This window comes from Paraherbaspirillum soli (genome assembly GCF_042654985.1).
GTDB lineage: Bacteria > Pseudomonadota > Gammaproteobacteria > Burkholderiales > Burkholderiaceae_D > Paraherbaspirillum > Paraherbaspirillum soli.
Genome location: NZ_JBHSMT010000028.1, coordinates 144,815 through 167,007 on the forward strand (window position 1 = coordinate 144,815; position 22,193 = coordinate 167,007).

Genomic DNA, 22,193 nt, shown 5'->3' on the forward strand with positions numbered 1-22,193 from the left:
GATCCGCTAGGCTGAAAGCTTGCTCAGCAACTTGGACACCGTTTCCATGTTTTTCCCGAATTGATTGATGGATACCGCGTGCTCGACACGATCGCCAAAGCCATACTTGATGAAGCCCGATAAGGTTCCAGTCGGCCCAAGATCGACGAAACGGAAGGTCTCTTGCGCGCTTAATGAGCCCACCAGCTTGTGGAAATCGACTGGCTGCCGCAGCACATCCCAGAAATATTGATCGTCAAACGCGCTGATCGCGTGGCCGCGCATGGCCGAGTAGATCGGCAGGCGCGGCGTCTGCAGCGGCAGATTTTGCAAAAATCGACGGAACTCTGTCTCAATCGGGTCCACCGCCGCCGAATGGAAGCCGTGATCGACCGACAACAGCAGCGATACGACGTCCTGCGCGTCCAGTCGATCCTTGATCGCGAGCAGCGTCTGTTGGCTGGCGCTGACGACGAAGTTGCTGTCGAAGTTAACGCTTGCCAGCGTGCCTCCCTGGTACAAATCCGGATGGCGTTCGAAATGCTCCACCGGCATCAATACCGACAGCATGCCGCCGCCGAGGGTTTGTTCGCTGAGCAGCCGTGCCTGGAGCATGACCATGGCCATCGCGTCCTCCAGCGAAACCACGCCCGCAACCGTCGCCGCGACATACTCGCCCAGGCTGTAGCCTAGAACCCCGTCCGGCTCGATACCGGCGTGCAGCAATACCTGCGTGAGGCTGTAGCCGAGGCTGAACAGCGCCGGATGCGCAAGCAGCACATCCGTCATCTCCTCGTGCCGCTTGGCGTCGTCGTACAGCTGCGCCACCATGCTGCGGCCGGTGTGCGCACGATGCAGCGCATCGCAGGCGTCCATCGCTGCGCGGAACGGGGCGCTGTGCTGGTACAGCTCCTTCCCCATCAGGTAATACTGGGAACCCTGCCCCGAGTACATGAACACCGTACGCCGGGAAGGTGGCGACGGCTCGGCGGCAAGCTCGCCAGCACTATCGTTCAGCGCCATCGGCGTCTGCTTGATTTTAAAAAAGAGCTTGGTGAGCACATCGCCTGGCCCCACCTCTTCCAGAGTTACCGCGCCACGCGACAGCAGCCGCGATATCGACTCGTACCATTTCACCGGCTGGGTGATCTGCCGCACCAGCAAATCCTGATAGCCGGTCTTCGGATACGGAGCGGCAGTGCAATTGGCGATGACTTCGGCGTTCAGCGGATGCAACGGCATGCGCGCGAGGTAGGCGGCGAATTGCCGTTCGACGTCACGCATGAATCTGGAATGGAATGCGGCGCTGACATTCAAGCGCACATAACGGCCGCCGGCATCGGTAAATAGCGCTGCGCAGCTTGCGATCTCTCCCTCCTCGCCGGAGATGACTATCTGCTCCGCGGAATTGATGTTCGCGATGTCGATCTGACCGAAAGGCGAAGATGACAGCAGTGCCCGCACTTTATCCTGATCGAGGCCGATGACGGCTGCCATGGCGCCACGCGTCGCCTGCGACATCAATCGGCCACGCTCTGCCACCAGCGCAACGCCGGTCTTGAAATCGAAGCCGCCGGCGGCGAACAAGGCGTTGAATTCACCCAGGCTGTGTCCCGCGTAGACATCGGGCGCCACATCGCCTTGCTCGCGCCTGGCCAGAAAAGACAGTGCCGACACGACGAACAACGCCGGCTGGGTGTACTCGGTCTGCTTGAGCACATTCTTCGGATCGTCCAGACACAACTCGCGAATCGAATAACCCAACACCTCGTCCGCCTCGCGCACAAGTTGGGGAAAGCGCGCGAACAGTTCCGCGCCCATGCCTTTATGTTGAGATCCCTGCCCTGGAAATACCCACACTGATGTCATGCCGTCACTCTCATTTTTTGGTTCTTCAATGGCCTGCCGCATTGGATAGCCGCAAGATAGCCGCAGCCTTAGGCAGGCTGCGCCGGGTGGTTCGCCACGACTTGGTCCAGCTTGCTTTGCAGAAGATCGATGACCTCGTTGAGCGTGTACAGATCGCGCTTCTCCGCGTCCAGCACACGGATATTCAGGCGCTGTTCGAGCTCGTACCAGATCTCAAGCATTTCCTTCGAATCGACGCCGAGATCGCCGCCCAGATAGAAGTCCGGCTCCACCGCGTCTCGCGTGAACCCGGTTTTTTTGACGCTATTGATGACATCCAGTACCGCTTCCAGTATTTCTTCTTTCTTGCTCATTACGCATTCTCCAAAATAGTTTTGCTTTGCAAGGCGCCAAATTCATTTGCCGTTTCCACGATCAGCGATACGGCCGTGTCGATTTCCTCCCGCGAGTGGGTCGCCATCACCGACAGCCGCAGCCGTTCCAGCCCCGGCGGCACCATCGGGTATTCCATGATGTTGGCGAACAGTCCGCGCCGATACAGGGCGCGATTGATTTTGCGCACCACGCCATCCTCATCGAAGAACACCGGGATGATTCCGGACTGGCCGCGAATGATGCGCAGCCCCGCCTGCTCCAGGCGATCCTGCATATAGCGCACGTTCTGATGCAGCTTCTCGATGCGCTCCGGCTCGCGCTCCATGATGTCCAGCGCAGCGGAAATCGCCGCGATGGTCGGCTGCGCCAGCGCCGAGGTGAACAAATACGGGTAGGAGAAATTTCGCAGCAGGAAAATGAGTTCCTTGCTGCCTGAGACGAATGCGCCCTGCGCACCGATCGCCTTGCTGCAAGTGGACATGCGCAAGTCGACCTGGCCCATCAGATCCAGGTATTCCAGGGTGCCGCGGCCGTTCTTGCCTACCGTGCCCAGTCCGTGAGCGTCATCCAGGATAGTGATGACGTCATGGGCTTTGCAGATCTCGATATAACGCTTCAGTTCGATGATCGAACCGTCGATCGAGCGCACGCCTTCAACCGTCGAGAAAATCTGCGCGTGCGGGTTCGAACGCTGTTTGATCCGCTGCAGGAGCTTCTCGAAATCGTCGAGTTTTTCCGGGTCGAACGTATAGAACGGCACGTTCGTCATCTTGATCGCATTGATGACGCTGGCATGGCTGTTCTTGTCGTAGACGATGATGTCGTTCTGGTTCATCAATCCGTTGACCCAGCACAGGTTAGCCATATAGCCGCCGGGAAGCAGCACGGCATCCTCGTGCTCGGCCAGTTTGGCCAGTCTTTGTTCGAGATCCTTGTGCTGCCTGGTGTATCCCGAGAAGGCAGGCGAACCGCCTGAGCCGATGCCGTATTGCTCGACGGCCTCGGTTACCTTGCGTTTCACATACGGATCGTTCGACAAGCCGAGATAGCTATTGGACCCGAAGATGAGCACGTCGTGAAATGCATCGCTGTGCAAGTCCTTGTATTTCATCCGGCGATCCACCGGACCGATCCCCTCCCGGCCGGACATGAAGCCCTGCTCCGCCTCCGCCAGGTAAACCGAATACTGTTGGGCCAGCCGCTGTTTGAATGGCTGCCGCGCGAGCTCGATTAGCGCTCTGGAATCCATATTGCTTCTCCCTTACTCAATGATGTTGGTAGTTTCAAATTAATCGCCACGGGTGATGAAGCCGTGATGCTGGTACCACTGCACGCAGTCGTGCAGCATTTGTTCGAGTGGAACCGGCCGGTAGGACAGCTCACGCTCGGCCTTGGCGCTATCGAAGTAATACGTGCCGCCGAAGACGCGCATCCGGTAGGGCTCGACGATGGATTTGCCGGGCATTAACGACGGCAGCTTCTCTTGCAAGACCGATTTGAAATACAGCCAGCCGTAATTGACGTCCGGCGTGTCGAACACCTGCCCCAGAGCCTTGGCGATGGCCTTCATGAAGTGCTCGTAGCGGACGTTGTCGCCGCCGAGAATGTAGCGCTCGCCGGAACGTCCCTGAGTCAACGCGTTCACGTGGGCCCGTCCGACTTCGGCGGCGCTGCAGAAGCTGCCGCCGCCGGGCGGCATGAAGGGCACCTGGTTGTGGTGTACCGCCAGCACCATCCGCCCCCATTGCAGCGAGTAGTCAAAGGCGCCCAGCACTTCGGCCGGATTGAGGATGACGCAGCTCACGCCGCGCTTCTGCGCATCCAGCACGGCCCGCTCGGCCATCTGCTTGCTGATCCCGTAAGGACTGCGCGCCCGAAAGCCCTTCAGCGGCATGCCCTCATTCGCCAAATGATGTTCGCCCTCGAGCGCGCCGATGGTGGAAGTCGTGCTGGTGTACACAATGCGCGAGACCTGGTTGGCGATCGCGGCTTCGACCACGTTGCGCGTGCCATCTACATTGACCTCCTGCAGCAGCGGCCAGTCGCGTTTGTTGCAGCTGGTGTTGCCGGCGGTATGGATCACTCCTTGCGCGCCGCGCATCGCCTGCTTCACCGCGCCGAGATCGCTTAGCTCGCCGCGCACGATATCCACCCCGAACGGGGCCAGATAGAAAACGTTGGATCCCGGCCGTACAAACGCCGTGACGCGATGCCCGGCCGCCACCAGCGCAGCAACGATGTTGAGACCGACGAAACCGTTCGCTCCCGTCATGAACACATTCATTCCGCTTGCCATCATTGATTCACCTTGCCCAGGGTTTTCCAGAAGGTGTCCCGGCTCTCGCGCTTGGTACGCATGGCAAGCGCAGCCGGAGTTTTTTCCGGCTGGGTGGCCAGACCTTCCAGCAGAACCTGGAAATGATCGAGAAGAGTGCCTAGTTTTTCGTCTTCCGCTGTCGCCGATCGATAAATCAGCTTAAGTTCCAGCGCGTCGCTGTGGATACTTACCGTCAGCTTCATGGCGACGCAGTCAGGCAGAGCTAAAATTTCCTGAGCAGGCAGCAGCGCTTGGCTGTCTGCTGCCGCGGCCTGCGGCCTATCGGTTTTCTCGAACGCAATCACGTTATCGAACAGGTTATCGACGCCGATCCAGCTTTCAATCCGATGGATCGGCACATGAGCATAAACACGCTTGCGATTCAAGTTGCGCTGCAAACCGGCCAGCCAGCCGCCGATTTTTTCCCGGCCGACCGTGGAGACCCGGATCGGCACGACGTTGTGCAGCTGCTCGTGACTGTCCGCGCCGGACTCGATGGCTGCGCCCGGCACCGGCGAGTATGCCTTCAAGATGCCGAATTGCGAGCAACGCGCTTTGGTATAGCGGTTGATGAGGATGGCCCAAGCCGCCGCGATCAGGGTTTCCGCTTCAATCCGATGCAATTGGGTGCAGCGTTGCAGGGATAAGGTGAGCTCGCGCCCTAGCAAGCCGGAGACGGCATGCGCCGGCAGCTCGTCGGGAGAGCTCTGTTCGGCACACTCAGGCAGCAGCGTTGACGCAAACAGGAAGTTGGTATCGGCGATGTCTTGCAGATGATCGAGCCAGTACTGTCTGGCCATTTCGTCATCGTCCGCGCTGCCGTCAGCGTCTTGCGGCGCCTGATTCGGCATAGCCTCCAGGCTGAACCAGCCGAGGTTTGCCTGCGCCTCGCCCTCGATCGCAGCTGCATCCGGTTGCGCTGCATGCGAGGCAGGAATGCCGGTTTCGACCGGCGCCCGACGCCCGCCTTGCGCCCCTCGCACCCCGGCCACGTCGCGTAAATCGCAGACCAGCGTCTCGAACGGATAGCCCGGGAAGGATACGCGCTGCCGGCCTGCGTTCACGTGCATGCGCAGCCAGTCGATTGCACAGCCACGGGTCCAGATCGAGGCCAGTTTGTTCCACTGCCGCGCTTGCAGCAGCGCATCGATGAATTCCCGGCCGGCATCGCCCGCCAGAAGATCCGGCAGTCCGTCCAGCGAACGAGCGCTGTCGGCAAAGATGCCGAGATCTGCCGCCGGGCCGGATTGAAGGTATTTACCGGCCTTGGCGATCAATTCCAGGCGATCGCTGGCGACGATCGCCAGCCGATGCTCGAACGGCGCCCGCCCGATCTGACTCGAATACGCCAGATCGGCGAAGTCCGCGCCCGACCATGTTTCGCGCTCGCCATGGGCGAGGAAATCGCGCAAATCGCTTGCATAAGCCCGCAATCGTTCTTCGCTCCTGGCGGACAGCACGACGATGGACGGTTCGAGCAGATCCACCGTCCCGTTTTGCTTGGGCGCGGCCGGAGCCTGCGATTCGACCACCATGAACACGTTCGATCCCCCCATGCCAAAGGAATTGATGCCGGCCGCGCGCGTGCCTCGCTGATTCACGCCCCATTGCTGCGGCTCGCGCGGAAAATGGAATGGCGAGAGCGCGTGATCGAACGACGAGTTCACTGAATTCAACTTTGCGCACGGCGACAGACGTCCATGCTTCATGCTCAACAGCACCTTGATCAGCGAGCAGATACCCGAGGCGGCTTCCATGTGACCGAGGTTGGCCTTGGTGCCTATCGCGCAGAACCGTTCTGCCGCAGTGGACTGCCGCAGCGCGTTGGCCAGCGCCTTGAGCTCGATCGGATCGCCCAGTTCAGTGCCGGTGCCGTGGCTCTCGATGTAAGACAGATCGTCGGCGCGCAGGCCGGATTCACGCAGGCTGCGCGCTGCCGTTTCCTCCAGCATTTTAAGATTGGGCAGATACTGGCCGGCGCCGGTGCCGGCATGGCTGATGCTTGAGCCGCGAATCACGCCGTAGATCTGATCGCCGTCTGCGAGCGCCCGGCTCAAGCGCTTGAGCACGACCACCCCAACGCCTTCGCTCGGCACCAGGCCGTTGGCCGACTCATCGAAGGTGCGTTCCTGGCCATCCGGCGACAGCACCTTCATGTCCTGCAGCATCAGGTACTTGCTGGGATGCAGGCTCAGGTTCACGCCGCCGGCCAGCGCCAGATCGCACTCGCCGCCCAGAATGGCTTGACGCGCCAGGTGCAGCGCCGTGAGCGAGGACGAACATGCGGTGGAAACGGTCAGGCTGGGGCCCCGGAAATTCATCAGGAACGAAATCCGGTTAGCCAATTCGCTAACGACCGAACCCGGGCCCAGGTACTCGCCGCTGTGCGCATACAGCTCCGACATGATCCAGGTGAAGTCTTCGTTCATGGCCCCGACATAGACGCCGACACGCTCCGGCGACAGCATCTCCGGCGTGTAGGCCGCGTCCTCGATCGCATGCCATGCGGCGCGCAGCAGCACCCTCAGCTGCGGATCGGTTTTCGCCGCCTCGGCCGGCGACATTCTGAAAAATGCGGGGTCGAAGCGATCGACGTCGCTCAGGAAGCCGCCTTTATTGCAATAAGCGCGGCGGGAATCGTGCCGGTTGGCGCTGCTCGCTGGCCAGCGTTCCTCGGGAATCGGCGACAGGCAGTCCTTGGCCTGCTGCAGGTTGTTCCAGAACTCGCCCAGATTGGCCGCCTGCGGGAATTGACCTGCCAAACCGATGATGGCGACCGCGTCGTCCATGGCTGGCACAGCGCCGGTTGCCGTCGAACGGCGCTTGCTCGAGACGGGAAGCGCGATACGCGTTTCCACAGTGACGGCTGAGGCAGGCAACGGCGGCACGTTCGCGACCGGCTGTGCGGTCGTCCGATCGGCCGCTGGCGGTATCGCATCACCCAGGCATGCCTGCAAGGCATCGGCGTGCTGTTGCTTCAGGTATTGCGCCAGGCGCGCCGGCGTGTCGTATTCAAACAGCGCGGTTTTGGGCAGACCGGAAAAATCCTGGCTGAGACCATTGCGCAGCTCCATCAGCATCACCGAGTCCATGCCGAGCTGTTCGAAGGTGGTATCCGCACCGATATCGCTGGCGGCCACTTTCACCACAACCGCCAGTCGATCCTTCAGATATTGCTCGGCGCGGCGCTGTTGATCCGGCACCGCGATCGAGGGGGAGCCAGAAGATAGCGCCGTCACGCTGCGTTCGCCGGGCGTGCGTGTTGCCGCGGCTGCCTGGAGCGCGACCTGCACGCTGCCCTGCACGCGCAGCACGCGCCCGATTTTCGCCGCGTCGCCGACGGCCACCAATACCTGCGGCGCATTTCCACGCAACAGACGTTCAAATGCTTCCAGGCCTTCGCCTTCCGTCAGCGCGGACATGCCCGAGAAGCCGAACAGCGGCGCGTCCTGATCGGAAATCTGCATGCCGCCGCTCGCCCACAGAGGCCAGCCGATCGAGAGACTCTTGCCAAAACGCTGGCCTTGCTTGCACAGCGCGTCGCGCAATACGGCGTGGCTATCCATGAACCGATTGGCGACAGCATAGGCGCCGGAACCCAGATCGCCCAGCAGCGCCGATACGGAGGAAAAATTGACGAAAAAGTCGAGTGGCTCATGCCGGGTAGCGCGGTCCAGGGCCAGCAGGCCGTCGATCTTCGGCGCCAGCAATTCGGCAAAAGCCGCATCATCCAGCTGCGTAATCAGCGTGTCGCTGGCCACGCCTGCGCAATGCAGCACGCCATCGAGCGCGCCATATGCCTGTTTGGCGAAAACAAGCAAGGCATCGGCCTGTCCGGTCTGAGCAATATCGGAACCCCGGTAATGCACCTCGGCGCCGGCAGCGCGCAGCGTTTCGATCTGCGCCAGCGCTGCGTCGTGCAGCCGCTCGCTGCGACCGCTCAGTATCAAGCGGGCCTGGTAGCGGGTAGCCAGGTAACGGGCCAGCACCATGCCTAGCTTGCCGGCGCCGCCCGTGATCAGGTATGCGCCGCGGGGCTTGAATGGAAGGTCGGTCTGCGCCGCGCTGGACGGATCGAGAGGGCTCAGGCTGCGCAGATAGCGGCGCCCGCTCCAATGACCGATTTCCAATCCGGTAAGCGTTCCGGGCGCGTCGAATTCGTTCTGCAATGTGGCTGCAAGTCCAATCGTGTCAGCGCGGTCGACCCGTACCGTGAACAATTCGAAGCGATGGTTGATAGTCAGCAGCGACTTGGCATAGCCAGAGATCGCATCGTGCTGCGGCTGGATCGCCCCTTGCGCGGCCTCGAATGCGTACGCGCAACGCACGCTCTGGCCGGGCATCGCCTGTTCAAGCGCATTGAATAGATGACGCATCGACAACATCCCGCGACGCAGGCTATGCATATCGCCGTGCTCGGCGGCTGCGCTGAAGTCCTGACCCTGACCATCGTGCAGGTAATGCGCGATGCACGACGGCCGCAAACCGCGGCTGGCCAGATGCGCAATCAATTCGGTATAGGAGTGAGCGTGCGCCGGATTGAAGCGGTAATGTCTGTCCCCCAGCTGGGCAAATGCGTCGCCGGCCTGCGCCGACACGACATCGACAGATGATCCGAAGCGCTGCGACAGTGCTTCGGCCAGCAGCGCATCGTCGCCGATCACCAGCACGGTCCGGCCGGCGGGCGTGGACGTTGACGAAGGCAGCGCCGGGGTCTCCAGCCAGTCATAGCCGTAATACTGCAAAGTGCGCGCGGGTTGTGATTCCGCCTTGATTAGCGGGCGCGCAGAGAAGTTCCAGAGTTTAAGCAATACACGTCCATCGCTATCGGTGACGACGATGTCGTATTTGCGCAGGCCGCTGCCGGCTAGCGCCTGCGGATCAGCGTGCGGCTCGGCGCTGGCTTCTGTCGCGTAGGCATAACATTCCTCGGTGAGCGGGTGGCGAATCTCCAGTTCGCCCAGCGCGAACGGCACGATGGGCACCATGGAATCAAGCGACTCCGAACCGATAGCCAGACAGGTGCGCAGCGCGCCGTCGAACAGCGACGGGTGCAGGCAGAACGATCGTGCATCATGCCGCAGCGATTCCGGCAGCCTGAGGCGGCTGAGCGCGCCGTCGGTCATGCGATAGCGCGTCTCGGTCACCTGATAGCTGCTGCCATAGTGGAAGCCCATGCGACGGAAGGCATCATAGATTGAACGTTTGTCGTCCTCGATGCCGCTGCGGCTGCGCAGGGCTGCGAGGTCGAGCCACTCATCCGCCACTGCTTCGTCACGGCGCCGATATTGCAATTCGCCTTCGGCGCAGATGTCCTGGGCCGAGCTGCGGATGATCTCGAATTCCACCGCATCGTCGACCTGGGCGAGCGTCACCGTCACTTCTTCCGGCGCACCGTTGATCTCGACCGGCTGGATCCAGACCAGATTGCATATCCGGCTCACCGCCCAATCCTCGCCCATCGCCAGTTCGCCGGCGGCACGCGCCATTTCGAGGTAGGCGACACCAGGCAGTATCACCCGCTTGTCGCCCGCTTCGACGATGTGATCGCGCAGGTAAAATTCCTGGCCTGTCAGGAGTTTGGCGTAGCGCTGCTGCGTCAGTGTCGATACATTGCGGTCAAGCAGCGGATGCAATGCGCCCTGACGGCCAGCACCGGCGGCATCGGTCGCGGCCGGCTTCTCCTCCACCCAGTGCCGCTTGGTCAGGAACGGCATGGGCGGGAACGAGAGACGGCGGGTCGCCAGAGTGCGGCGTGCCGAAGTCGGATCCGCGGCGAACAACAGATCGGCGTAGCGATTCCATTCGATATCAAGCAGCGACACCCAGGCTTTGGCCAGTTGCGGCAGGCGCTTGTCCTGCAACAGAGAACGAACCATCGCATCGCGTTGCGTTTCATCCAGGATCGCATCGAGCTTTTCGTTGTGTTTCTTGACGCTGCCGCGTTGCAGCTGATTCACGACAACGCCGCGCCGATACTGGGCAAGCGCATCGATCAGGTCGTCCAGGCTGGCAGTCACGACTGCGAGCCGCTCGTTCATCGCCTCGCGTCCCACCAGCGACGAGTAAGCCAGCGAGCGCAGGTCTAGCCTGGCTGCGCCCTGACTATGCTGGACCAGGAAGGCCAGCACACGGTCTATATACAGCGCGAGACGCTCCTCGCTGTCGGCCGACAGCACGAACAGCACTGGTTGCGGCAGCGAAGCAGCGGCCTGCGGCGAGACGGCTTGCGCAATGTACTCTTCAACCAGAATGTGCGCGTTCGCGCCTCCGGCGCCGAATGAACTGATGCCTGCGCGCCTGGTCGCCGGCTGTCCGCTGTCGTCGCGCCCGACCGCAACATTCCAGTCTTCTAGCGCCTGCACCACGCGGAACGGCGTCCTGGCGAAATCGATGTTCGAATTCAGCAGCGTCGAATGCAGCGATGGCGCGATGCGCCGATGGCGCAGTTGCATCAGGATCTTGGTCAGCGCAGCAATGCCGGCCGCAGACTCCAGATGGCCGATATTCGATTTCACCGAACCGATGCGGCAAGATTGCGGCGCGACCGCGCCGTCATCACCACGCGCCTGCGCGGCGCTGGCGAACGCTTTCGACAAGCCGGCGATCTCGATCGGATCGCCCAGCGAGGTGCCGGTGCCATGCGCCTCGATGTAGCCGATCGAACTCGGGTGCCAGCCTGCGCGACGCAATGCCTTGCCGATGACATTGCCCTGCGCGATCTGGTTGGGCACGGTGTAGCCGTTGGTTTTTCCGCCATGATTGACGGCTGAGGCCTTGATGACGCCATGGATCTGATCGCCGTCTTCGATCGCCTTTTTGAGCGGCTTCAATAGCACCGCGCCGACGCCCTCGCCCGGCACGTAGCCGTCGCCGCCGTCGCCGAACGCGCGGCAGCGTCCGTCGCTGGACAGAAACTGTGCTTGCGCCAGCATGTGATATTTGCTTGGGTGAACGATCAAGTTGACGCCGCCGGCGATCGCCATCTGGCAATCGCCGCTACGGATCGCCTGGCAGGCCTGGTGGATGGCGGTCAGCGATGAGGAGCACATCGTGTCCAGCGCGATGCTGGGGCCGCTCAAATTCAGGAAATAGGACACCCGATTGGCAATCGATGAAAACACTGCCATCGGCCGGCCATACTTGCGCTGCTCTTCAGTGACCTCGATGAATTCATAGCTGCCCCACATCACGCCGACGAACACGCCGACTTCGCAATCTTTCAACGATTGGCGGGTATAGCAAGCATCTTCCAGGCACTCCCATGCAGTCTGCAGGAACAGGCGTTCCTGCGGATCGGTGATTTCCGCCTCACGCGGAGACATGCCGAAGAAGCCTGCATCGAACTGATCGACATCGTCAATGAAGCCGCCCCACTTGCTGTATACGCTGCCTTTGGCATTGCGGTCGGGGTGATAGTGCTTCTGGTGGTCCCAGCGCGACAGCGGAATCTCGCTGATGCCGTCCCGCCCCTGGCTCAGGTTGTGCCAGAACTCTTCGACGTTGCTGGCGCCAGGGTAGCGGCCGCTCAGACCGATGATCGCGATATCCTGGAATTCGGCCGCTGCGCTGCCTGCGCCACGGGTGAAGCGTGAAGCGCCAGGCGCTTTCGGCAATGTGCGCGGTGCCGGCAGCGGCGCCTCGGCAGCGGATGGCGCGCCGTGGATTGCCGCCGCCCAGTCGTCCAGGGTTTGGTAGCGATAAGCAGAATGCACATCGACGGCATCGAATTGCTGCCGCAACGCATGCACCAGCCGCGCATGGCCGACCGGATCGATCGGCCATGCGGCCAGCGGGGTTGTCTCCGAACAGTGCTGCGCGTCGTCGCCGAAGATTTCCTTCAAAGTGGCGAACAGTCGCGAGCGAATCTGTGCCTGCGCGGCACCGTCAATCTCGTCAGCGGACGAAAGCTCTGTCGCCGGCGATGCTGGCGCTGCGCCGCGAACTGGTGACGCAGCCGCGAGAGCACGAACCTGGTCGGCATGGCTGTCGAGGAAATATTCCGACAGGCTGTGCAAATCCTGATACTCGAAGAACAAGGTCTTGGGGATGTCGCCGAACGTCACCTGCAGCTTCTCGGTGAGCGTAAGAATCATCACCGAGTCGATGCCGTAATTCTCAAGCGCAATTTTCGGATCGATTTGCTCGGATGGGACTTTCGTTACCTTGGACAGCAGTTCGATCAGATGCGCCACGACGACGCCTTGCAGCACTTCCTGGTTTGCTCCGCCGTGCGCAGTAGCGGCGGGCGGAATCAGCGCCGTGCTCGCCGTAGCAGTAGCCTGGATACGCGCAGGCGCGGCATTGACGGGCTTGGTTGACTTGTCGGACTTGGCGGACGAACGATTGATGGCGAGATGCGGCGCGGATTGAATCGTGAATTGCTCGATCCGTACCAGTACTTGACCGGATGCGTCCAGCACATCGATGTCGTAGCTGCGCTGATCGGCCTGCGCCATATCGATGCCGGCACGGCGCGCATGGACGTAGCAGGTATCGGCGATCTGGCCCAATACCTCGATGTGCTGCAACCGCACCGGCACCTGCACCCCGCGCAGATCGAGACCCAAGCCGCCGATGCCCAACGCGGTCCTGACCGCGCCGTCCAGCAGGGATGGCGGCAACGTGAACGGGTACGACGCTGCCGCCTCGGCCTGCAGCGGCAGGCTCAGCCTCGCCAGCGCTTCGGCCGCATTGAAATACAGGGCCTCGAACACCTGGAAACTGGGGCCGAAGTTGAATCCCATCTGCGTAAACGCCGCGGCAATCGCTTCGCGATCCTGCGTCTGGCAGCGAGCAATGATGGCGTTCAGATCGGCCTTTGCGAGCGGCGCCGGAGCGGATGCGTCGAACTCCAGCGTGCCTTGCGCGTAGATCGCGCGGGCATCGCCCTGTGCCTGGTAAAGCTCGAAATGGATGGCGTCTTCGTCAGGTATCAGCCCTAGATCAAAGGTGCGGGCGACAGTGTCGGCGCCTTCGTTGACGAATATCGGTTTCAGCCATCGCACGTCCCTGACGGCGCGGATGGAATCGCTCGCGCTGGCCAGCCGGCCTGCAACGAGCGCCATTTCCAGGTAGGCCACGCCCGGCAGAATGCGATTGCTGCCAAGCTGGTGGTCGCGCAGGAAGAACTCTTCCGGATGGAAAGTCTTGCGGAATGTCTGTTCTTCCAGGGTCGAGACATTCGCATCGATCATTGGATGCAGCACGACGCCGGCCGCCGCCCCATTGGGTTTGGCGATCCAGTAGCGTTGCCGTTGAAAGACGTAGCCCGGCAATGACAGGCGCTTGCGTGCTTGCGGCGCATGCAGCTGCTCCCACGCGACGCTATGGCCGTTGACCCAGGCCTGCGCCAGTTGTGGCAGGTCTTGCTGGGCAATCCAGGCGGCTAGCGGCGGCATTGATGCGGCCTCTTTCATATTGCTGCGATGCCCCGTGAACAGGCCGCCAAGATCATCGCGGCCATTGACGTATGCGCGCAGCGCGGCGACCAGTTCAGTGCCATGCGCGATAACGACCGCCAGCCGATATTCCATGGCGACGCGACCGACCTGCAAGGTGTAGGCCGCGTCTTGCAGCGGCAGATCCGGGTTGGCCTCGACGAACGCTGCGAGGTTTTCCGCCATTGCCTTAAGCGCGGCCTCTTTCCTCGCCGACAACACGATCAGCGCCGGACGGCCATGCAGCCCGTCGCTCAAGCGCATCGGTTCGGCATATTCCTCAACGATCAGATGGGCATTGCTGCCACCGGCGCCGAACGAGCTGATACCGGCCAAGCGCGGAGCTTCCACAAGCTGGATCGCACCGCTTGGATCGACGCTGTCGACCAGCGGACGATGCCACTCTTGCAGCGTGCGCTGCACGTAGAAAGGACTCTTCTGAAATTCGATGTATGGATTAAGCACATCCGACAAGATCGAAGGCGCCAGCATGCGGTGTTTCATCTGCAGCAAGACCTTGGTCAGGCCGGCCATGCCGGCTGCCGCCTCCAGGTGACCGATATTCGATTTCACCGAGCCGATCGCACAGTATTGCGACTCCTGCTGTGCAAAGGCGCGGTTCAAGCCGCTGATCTCGATCGGGTCGCCGAGACTGGTTCCGGTGCCGTGCGCTTCCAGATAGCTGATATGGCGCGGATCGACGCCGGCGACCTGGAGCGCATCCTGCACCAGTGCGGCCTGGCGCTTCGAATTGGGCACGGTGAAGCCGGAAGTCTTGCCGCCGTGGTTGACCGAGGTGCCGCGGATAATGCCGTAGATGTGATCGCCGTCGGCGCGTGCCTGCGACAGCGGCTTGAGCAGCACTGCGCCCACGCCCTCGCCCGGTACGTAGCCGTCGCCGCCATCGCCGAAGCTGCGGCAACGGCCTTCGGTAGACAGAAAGTGCATGTCCGACAGCAAGCTGTATTTGTTCGGATGCAGCGAAAGATTGACCCCGCCGGCGATAGCGACACCGATTTCGCCGGCACGGATCGCCGCGCACGCCAGATGGATTGCGCTCAGCGACGACGAGCATGCCGTGTCGATCGTGATGCTGGGACCGGAGAAATTGAAGTAGTGCGAAACGCGATTGGCCACCGCCCAGTAGAACGAATGCGGCGTGGCCCAGGTGTCTGGCGGCCCTTCCACGCCATGCAACTGGTAGTCGCCCCACATCACGCCGACGAACACGCCGACCGGGTTTTCACGCACGCCTTGCGGCGCAACCAGCTTATCCGGCGTGTAACCCGCGTCCTCGATCGTCAGCGCAGCGGTCTCCAGGAACAGTCGCTCGTTGGGATCCATGTACTCCGCCTCTTTCGGCGAAACCTGGAAGAACAGCGGATCGAACTGGTCGACGCCCTTGAGGAAGCCGCCCCACTTGCTGTAGGTTTTGCCTGGCGCCGGCGCTCCGGGCTGGAAAGTGGCGCCGATATCCCAGCGATCGGACGGAATCTCGATCACGCAGTCGCGGCCGAATTTCAGGTTCTCCCAGAATTGCTCCAGATTCTCAGCTTCGGGATAACGTCCCGACAAGCCGATGATGGCGATGTCGTCATGTTCGACCCTGGCTGGAAGCGTGCTGCTGGCGGCCGGTTGCGCCGGCATGCGCGTGTCCATGCCATTCCACTCGGGTCGCACCGGCTCGGGCGCGATCAATGCAGCTGGCTGAATAATGGCGTGGCAAGACTCGGCGTGATGCTCGATGAAGTAGGCCGTGAGTTCGCCCAGGGTTTGGTGCTCGAAGAACAATGTCATCGGCAAACTGCCGAATTTCTCTTCCATCAGATGGATCATTTCGATCATCACGATCGAATCGAAGCCGTATTCGCGGAACGAACGGTCCAGCTCGAAATCCGAGGAAATCTGCAGCTGCGCGGCGAACAATTCAGCCAGATAGCGCGCCATCCCAGCGCGCAAATCGCCCGCGGCGGCGTCGGGTTGAACCTTTGCGGACGACTCGAAGTTGCTTGCCCTGGACGAAGCAGCGGCAACCGCGGCCGGCATGGCTTCGACGCCCAGCACTTCCTGTACCTTGGCGGCGTCGCCCGGCATCACCACCAGCTGGCTACCCGGCTGAGCCAAGGCGTATTCGAATATCTCTATGCCCTGGCGGCTGAGCAAAGGAACCAGGCCGAAGCTGCGATGAAGGATTTCTTCTTCCTTATCCGTCAGCCGCATCCCGCCTTCTTTCCAGTATGGCCAGTTAATCGACAGCGTTTTCCCGTTACGCAATACTTGCCGACGCAAGGTTTCGCGCTGCTGTGCAAAATAATCCTCGAAGGCGTTGCCGAAACTGTAATCGCACTGCCCGATGTTGCCCAACACGCCAGTGACGGAAGAGAACAGAGCGAAGAAGTCCAGCGGTTCATCCCGGGTTTCGAGATCGAGATGCCAAGTGCCCAGTGTCTTCGGCGCGACCACGCGTGCGAACGATTGCGAGTCCTTGCGCAGGATGAAGCCGTCCTCGATGACGCCGGCGGAATGAATCACGCCGTTGAGGCGATGGCCTGCCGCGTGAATGCTGTCGATCGCGCGCCGCACATCGTCGCGCTTGACGACATCGCAGCTCAGGAAGGATGCACGCCCCCCTAGCGACGACAGCTCGTCGAGGCTAAGGCGATGCTGCTCCTTGAGCGCGGAACGGCCGGTCAGGAACACCGTTGCCTGATAGTGCTGGCAGAGATGGCGCGCGAAAATCAGGCCCAGTGCGCCCATGCCTCCGGTAATCAGGTATACGCCCTCTTTGCGCAGCTTTTCGGTCAAATCCAGGGAGGCAGGCGGCAAGGAAGCGGCATCGAGGCGACGGAATTTCCTGACCGACCGCAAATCGCCGCTGTAGCTGATATCGCTATCTTTACCAGTGTTATGAAATTCTTTAAGAACCAGATCGGCCAGGCGCTGTGCGGACAACTCCGCCACGTCGCACTGAACGACGCAGCCGAGATAGCTTGGCTTCTCGATTCTCAGGGTTTTATAGAGTCCGCTCAGTCCCTGGTATTCCGGACGCTGCGGTTCCGAGGGAACCAAGTGCAGGAATTTTGCGCGCTTGGTTCCATGCATCATCGCCTTGACCAGCGCAAACAGGTTTTGAGCGCTGTTGCCGACGCGGGAATCCAGACTGTCGGCGTCGATCTGCGCAATATCGCCGGTCAAACGCGGCGCGATCAACAGAACATGATCGAGCTTGGCGCCGCTGGACGTCAACGCAGCGACCGCTGCCTCGTAATCTTCCAGCCGGCCTGGCCTGACCAGAAGCGCGCTTGCATCTTCCAGCGCGGCCTCGGGTCCGAAGTGCAAATGGCCGATCCGGGTAGACGCAAACCGCGCTGAAGCACGCAGCTGCTGCGCCAGCCATGTTGCGTCGCCGGCATCGCCCACCAGCAGCAGGTGATCGATGTGCTCTTCGGACGCTGCGCCATTGAGAGGCTGCGTGGTCCAAACCGGGGTGTACAGGCAGTTCTGGAGTTCGGGTGACAAGCGTGCCTCGAAAGACGGCGGCAACGGCGGCACGAATGACGACTCCGCCGCCATTGGCCGGATGCTAAGTCCTCGAAATGCCAGGCATACACGGCCTGAGCCGTTCGAATCGATGAGATCGACATCGACCTTCTTGCTTGGCCCGCCTGCGGAATGCCCCGGCGAATAACGCACCCATGCATGCATGGCCGGCGTGCAACGATCGTATACGTCCAGACGGTCCAGCGCGAACGGCAAAAACGTCGTAGCGGAAGTGTCGGAAATATCAGCGTCGGCGACGAACGCGACTGCGGCCTGCAGTGCCGCATCCGCCGTACTTGGATGAATGACATAGGGTTCACTGCCCGCGGCCAGCTGCGCAGGAAGGAGCAATTCGGCGGCGCACTGATGCGTACCGCTGTGCAGTTGAAATAACGCTTGGTGAGCGGGACCGTAATGCAAACCCAGATTTGCCAGCGATCGATAGCACTGCTCTGCGGAATACACCGGTCCATCGCAGCCTCGCTTCAGCGCTGCGACGTCGACCGCAGCCGGACTCGCCGCGAATACGACGTCGGCGCTGCCGCGGCAATAGATCTGCGGCGCTGCCTCGGCGCTGGTCACCTGAAACGCCAGGCGAGTGCTGCCGTGCTGGGCGATGCCGGCAGCATTGACAGGCTCCGGGTGCAGCTCCACATGCACTGAAACCGGCCCATTGTTGAGCGCAAGCGGCCGCAGCCACAGCACATCGGAAAGTTGCACCGAGCCGCCGTTCGAACCTACTGCGTCGATCAGGGCAGCCCGGACCATTTCCAGATACATCACGCCGGGCAGCACCGGCTGGGTCTTGACGACATGATCGACCAGGAAGAACTCCTGGCCGGTGAAGGTGGATGTGTAGCGCTGCGTTCCGATCTTGGAAACGTTGCGCTGCAACGCCGGATGCAGCGCCGGGCTCGTCTGCGGCTTATCCGAATGGCCATTGCCTTCGCCTTCCGCAATCCAGAAACTGTCGCGCGAAAAGGGATAGCCCGGCAATGATATGCGCTTTACAGCAGTCGCTCCGAACAGCAAAGCCCACGGCAGGTCGACGCCGCTGGAATACAGATCCGCGAGCTGTTGCAGCGCCGTCAGATACTTTGCGCCCTTCAAGCCTGGCTTGGCGCCAAGCTGGCCGAGCAATTTCTGCCCAGCTTGAATCGAATCGGGTGCAGCCGCATCCCGGGCTTTTTCGCTCCCGCCCGCATCGATCAGCATGGACTGTTCGAGTTTTTCGATCAGCTCCTGCGCATTGGCGGCGATACAGCAGAACCGGTGCTGGAAATGGTCGCGCCTGGTCAACAAGGTCGCGCCGATATCCCTCAGATCGCTCTGCCCTGCATCGTCGCGCAGCCACGCCAGGATGTCTTTCTTCTTTTGCTGCAGCGCTTCGCCGCTCTTCGCCGACAATGCGATCAGATGCGCTGGAAGTCTCGATCGCGATTGCCGCGTTTTCTGCGGCGGCGCCTCTTCCAATACGAGATGCGCGTTGGTGCCGCCGAATCCAAACGAACTGACGCCGGCTCGGCGCGGCTGATCCGCATGCTGCCGGCCCCATTCTTGCGTATCGCTGAGAATATAGAATGGCGTGTCGGCGATCGAAATCTTTGAATTCAATGCGGTGAAGTTGTGCAGCGCCGGCATGGTGCGATGCTTGAACGACATCAACACCTTGATCGTTCCCGCAACGCCCGCTGCGGCCTCCAGATGGCCGATATTGGTCTTGACCGAACTCAAGCCGCAGAACGCATTGCCCAAGCGAAGGTCTTGCTTATCGGCCAGCGCACGAAACGCCGTCAGCAAACCCTCGAATTCGATAGGATCGCCCTTCGGCGTTCCCGTTCCGTGCGCTTCGATATAGCCGACGCTGTCTACCGGAATGCCCGCCCGTTCATGCGCGGCAACGATGACTTCCGCCTGCGCCTGCGGGCTGGGATAGGTCAGCGTGTAGGTTGCGCCGCAATGATTTACGGCGCTGCCTTTTATCACGCCATATATAGAGTCGCCATCCGACAATGCTTTGTCCAGCGGCTTAAGCAGCAGCAAGCCGGCGCCTTCGCCGCGCACGTAGCCGTCGGCGCTGTCATCGAAGGTCTTGCAGGTTCCCGTCGGCGACAGCATGCCCATCTTGGAGAACGAGATATGCCGGGTAGGCGTCAGCATCAGATTGATGCCGCCAGCCAGCGCCATCTCGCAATCGCCATATTCCATGGCCTGGATCGCGCTGTGGATGGCATTGAGCGAGCTGGAGCATGCGGTGTCGATCGGAATGCTGGGACCGCGAAAATCGAAATGGTGCGATACCCGATTGGCGATTATCGCAGTCGCGGTGCCGGTGGAATTGTGCGCCTCGATCGATGCATCGCCGCTCTCTTGCAGTTCCTTGTAGTCGTGATTGAAGACACCGACGATGACGCCGACTTTTCTTCCGCGTAACTGCGATGGCGGAATGCCCGCGTCTTCCAGGCATGACCAGGCCAGCTCAAGCATGATGCGCTGCTGTGGATCCATGCTCTGAGCGACCTTGGGCAGTACGCCGAAGAACTGGTTGTCGAACGTATCCACGTGCTCTATGAACCCGCCCCACTTGCTCAGGCTCTTGTTGATCTGCGTTCGAGAATCACCCCAGTAGGCCTCCCAATCCCAACGATTGGAAGGCACCAAAGAAATGCTGGCTTTGCGCTCGGCCAGATTGGCCCAGAACGTATGATGGTCGTTTGCGCCGGGAAACCGGCATGCGATTCCGATTACAGCAACATCCATTCCAAGAACTCCAATCAGGCGGCCATGCTACAGCCTTAAATCATGAAATTTATTGTGGACAGCATTGCGCCCAGCCATTACGTCGAATGACTGTCAATGCCAAAGAAGTGCAGAGCGATATTTCAGCTGGCAGATGGTATTCCGTTGCGCCAGGAAATCCACCTGTCAACATTTACAGAAAAAAATTTGGGACATTTAATGCCGGTCAAGGCGGTCCGCTTTTTTGCGGACTCCCTTTTTGGTTACGGACATTTTTGACAGGGCGCGATCCAACTATCGACACTGTTAAATGCGACAGCAGAACGTTCCGCAGAAGAATTCGAGCACGAGGCTGCAGATAGGGGGATCACGAAGATCGAGCTGGAATGCGAGATCGAAACTAGCGGCGGCGGAGCTTGTATGTGATGGTTCCGCTCAGGGCGTATCCGCTTTTATCACGCCTTGGCCGCGCATCAGCTTGGTATAAGATATTTGACCACAACGCCCCAGGAGTCTCGCTGCATCAGCTTGGAATCCATAAAATGAATTTCTAAGGAGTAGAAATGTATCGCCACAAACTATGTGTAGCGTTGTTGAGTGTGGCATTTATCGAGCTTGTTTCCGCTGCGGACATCTCGGTCACGCCGACGTCAGTGAAGGACGGCAAGACCCCGCTCACCGCGCCGGCGACGATCAACCTGGAGCCGTTGCGGCGGCTGATGGACGAGCGCTTGTCGTTGATGCCTGATGTGGCGCGCTACAAATGGAATACCAAAAGCGCTATTGACGATCTGCCACGCGAACAGAAGATCATCGATGGACTCACGGCTAAGGCGCTGGCGCTAGGTGTGCCCGCGGCGTGGGCAGAACAATTTTTCCGGGCCCAGATCGAGGCCGCAAAAGTGATCCAGCGCGAGCATTTCGCCCGCTGGGAAAAGGCCGGCATGGGAAGCTTCGCCGACGTGCCGGATCTTGGAGCGGAAATTCGACCGCGTCTCGATGCGCTTACCTCGCAGCTTTTACGAGAACTGGCTGTGGCCTGGCCGGCGCTGGCGGATCCGGCGCAGCGCGATCGGATTGCGACAACCATGCAGGGCATGCTGAGCGTTTCCATCAGCCGCGAGGCGGCCGCGCTTGCTGCGGTGCCACTGATCGACGGCAGCGCAAGCATGCTGGCTCCGAATAACGATCTGCCCCGAACAGCAACAGAGAATGGTGAGAAGAATTGAGTCACGTCGTCCCGTTTAGCAAGAACGCGGCATATGCTGCTGTTGCATGCCATCAATAGAATTCCAAATGTAAGGACACATCACTTATGGCTCCTATCTTTCCCCGATCCACAGCGCGTATCACGCTACGGCGCTTGACCGTGTCGGATTTGGTGGATTTTCAAGCGTATCGCCAATGCGAGGAGCTATCGCGGTATCAAGGATGGGTCCCACAATCCGATTCGGAAGCAAGCGCATTTTTAAATGACATGGGTTCTGTCGAACTATTTCAGCCGGGAATTTGGGGACAAATCGGGATTGCCGATGGCAATAGCGACAAGTTGATTGGCGACATAGGAATCTGCATATCTGGCGACGGACAGTCTGCCGACATTGGTTTCACGCTGTCCAATGCCTATCATGGCAAGGGATTGGCTAGCGAAGCCGTACGTGAAGCGATTTCCATGTTGTTTGAAACAAGTAATATCCACCGCGTAATCGGCATCACTGACAGCAGAAATATCTCCTCCATTCAATTGCTTGAACGAGTCGGAATGAAGTTGACATCAACGGACAGAGCAATGTTTCGGGGCCAGGAATGCAACGAGCATACTTACATTGTCGAGCGGCCGCTTGGTCTGGTGAATCAGAGAAACCGATAGCACGAACGGATAACAATGGCGGATCGCGCCATCCAGGAAATGGTTCAGCGCTTTCACACGGGGA

The 22,193-nt window shown here is 60.6% G+C and carries 7 protein-coding genes; 2 read left to right on the forward strand and 5 right to left on the reverse strand.

Annotated features, from left to right (window positions below):
• Positions 1 to 6: 6 nt before the first annotated feature.
• From fabD to ACFPM8_RS16740, 5 genes are all read right to left on the reverse strand, one after another.
• Positions 7 to 1,848, reverse strand: coding sequence for an ACP S-malonyltransferase (gene fabD, locus ACFPM8_RS16720; protein WP_378999051.1), 1,842 nt, complete (start codon positions 1,846 to 1,848; stop codon positions 7 to 9).
• 68 nt (positions 1,849 to 1,916) lie between these two features.
• Entirely contained in the window at positions 1,917 to 2,201 is a 285-nt protein-coding gene (locus tag ACFPM8_RS16725) for an acyl carrier protein (protein WP_378999053.1), read from the reverse strand.
• The gene (locus tag ACFPM8_RS16730) at positions 2,201 to 3,472 is read right to left on the reverse strand and encodes an aminotransferase class I/II-fold pyridoxal phosphate-dependent enzyme (protein WP_378999054.1); all 1,272 of its coding nucleotides are present in this window, start codon (positions 3,470 to 3,472) and stop codon (positions 2,201 to 2,203) included. The genes ACFPM8_RS16725 and ACFPM8_RS16730 overlap by 1 nt, the downstream gene beginning before the upstream one ends.
• Before the next feature lie 39 nt (positions 3,473 to 3,511).
• Positions 3,512 to 4,522: an NAD-dependent epimerase/dehydratase family protein gene (locus ACFPM8_RS16735; protein ID WP_378999056.1), complete on the reverse strand. Its 1,011-nt coding sequence runs from the start codon at positions 4,520 to 4,522 to the stop codon at positions 3,512 to 3,514.
• Positions 4,519 to 20,280, reverse strand: a complete 15,762-nt coding sequence (locus ACFPM8_RS16740) for an SDR family NAD(P)-dependent oxidoreductase (protein ID WP_378999058.1) — start codon at positions 20,278 to 20,280, stop codon at positions 4,519 to 4,521. The genes ACFPM8_RS16735 and ACFPM8_RS16740 overlap by 4 nt, the downstream gene beginning before the upstream one ends.
• A gap of 542 nt (positions 20,281 to 20,822) precedes the next feature.
• Here ACFPM8_RS16740 and aroQ point away from each other — a divergent pair.
• Both aroQ and ACFPM8_RS16750 read left to right on the forward strand, forming a co-directional pair.
• Positions 20,823 to 21,488 carry a gamma subclass chorismate mutase AroQ gene (gene aroQ, locus ACFPM8_RS16745; protein WP_378999060.1) on the forward strand — a complete coding sequence of 222 codons (666 nt, stop codon included), beginning with the start codon at positions 20,823 to 20,825 and terminating at the stop codon, positions 21,486 to 21,488.
• 86 nt (positions 21,489 to 21,574) lie between these two features.
• Positions 21,575 to 22,129 (forward strand): GNAT family N-acetyltransferase, encoded by a 555-nt coding sequence (locus ACFPM8_RS16750; protein ID WP_378999062.1) that lies wholly within the window; start codon positions 21,575 to 21,577, stop codon positions 22,127 to 22,129.
• Positions 22,130 to 22,193 lie beyond the last annotated feature (64 nt).

Bases quoted from the DNA above. Each gene is read 5' to 3' on its own strand.
- fabD (WP_378999051.1), bottom strand. From the start codon at position 1,848: ATGACATCAGTGTGGGTATTTCCAGGGCAGGGATCTCAACATAAAGGC.
- ACFPM8_RS16725 (WP_378999053.1), bottom strand. From the start codon at position 2,201: ATGAGCAAGAAAGAAGAAATACTGGAAGCGGTACTGGATGTCATCAAT.
- ACFPM8_RS16730 (WP_378999054.1), bottom strand. From the start codon at position 3,472: ATGGATTCCAGAGCGCTAATCGAGCTCGCGCGGCAGCCATTCAAACAG.
- ACFPM8_RS16735 (WP_378999056.1), bottom strand. From the start codon at position 4,522: ATGATGGCAAGCGGAATGAATGTGTTCATGACGGGAGCGAACGGTTTC.
- ACFPM8_RS16740 (WP_378999058.1), bottom strand. From the start codon at position 20,280: ATGGATGTTGCTGTAATCGGAATCGCATGCCGGTTTCCCGGCGCAAAC.
- aroQ (WP_378999060.1), top strand. From the start codon at position 20,823: ATGTATCGCCACAAACTATGTGTAGCGTTGTTGAGTGTGGCATTTATC.
- ACFPM8_RS16750 (WP_378999062.1), top strand. From the start codon at position 21,575: ATGGCTCCTATCTTTCCCCGATCCACAGCGCGTATCACGCTACGGCGC.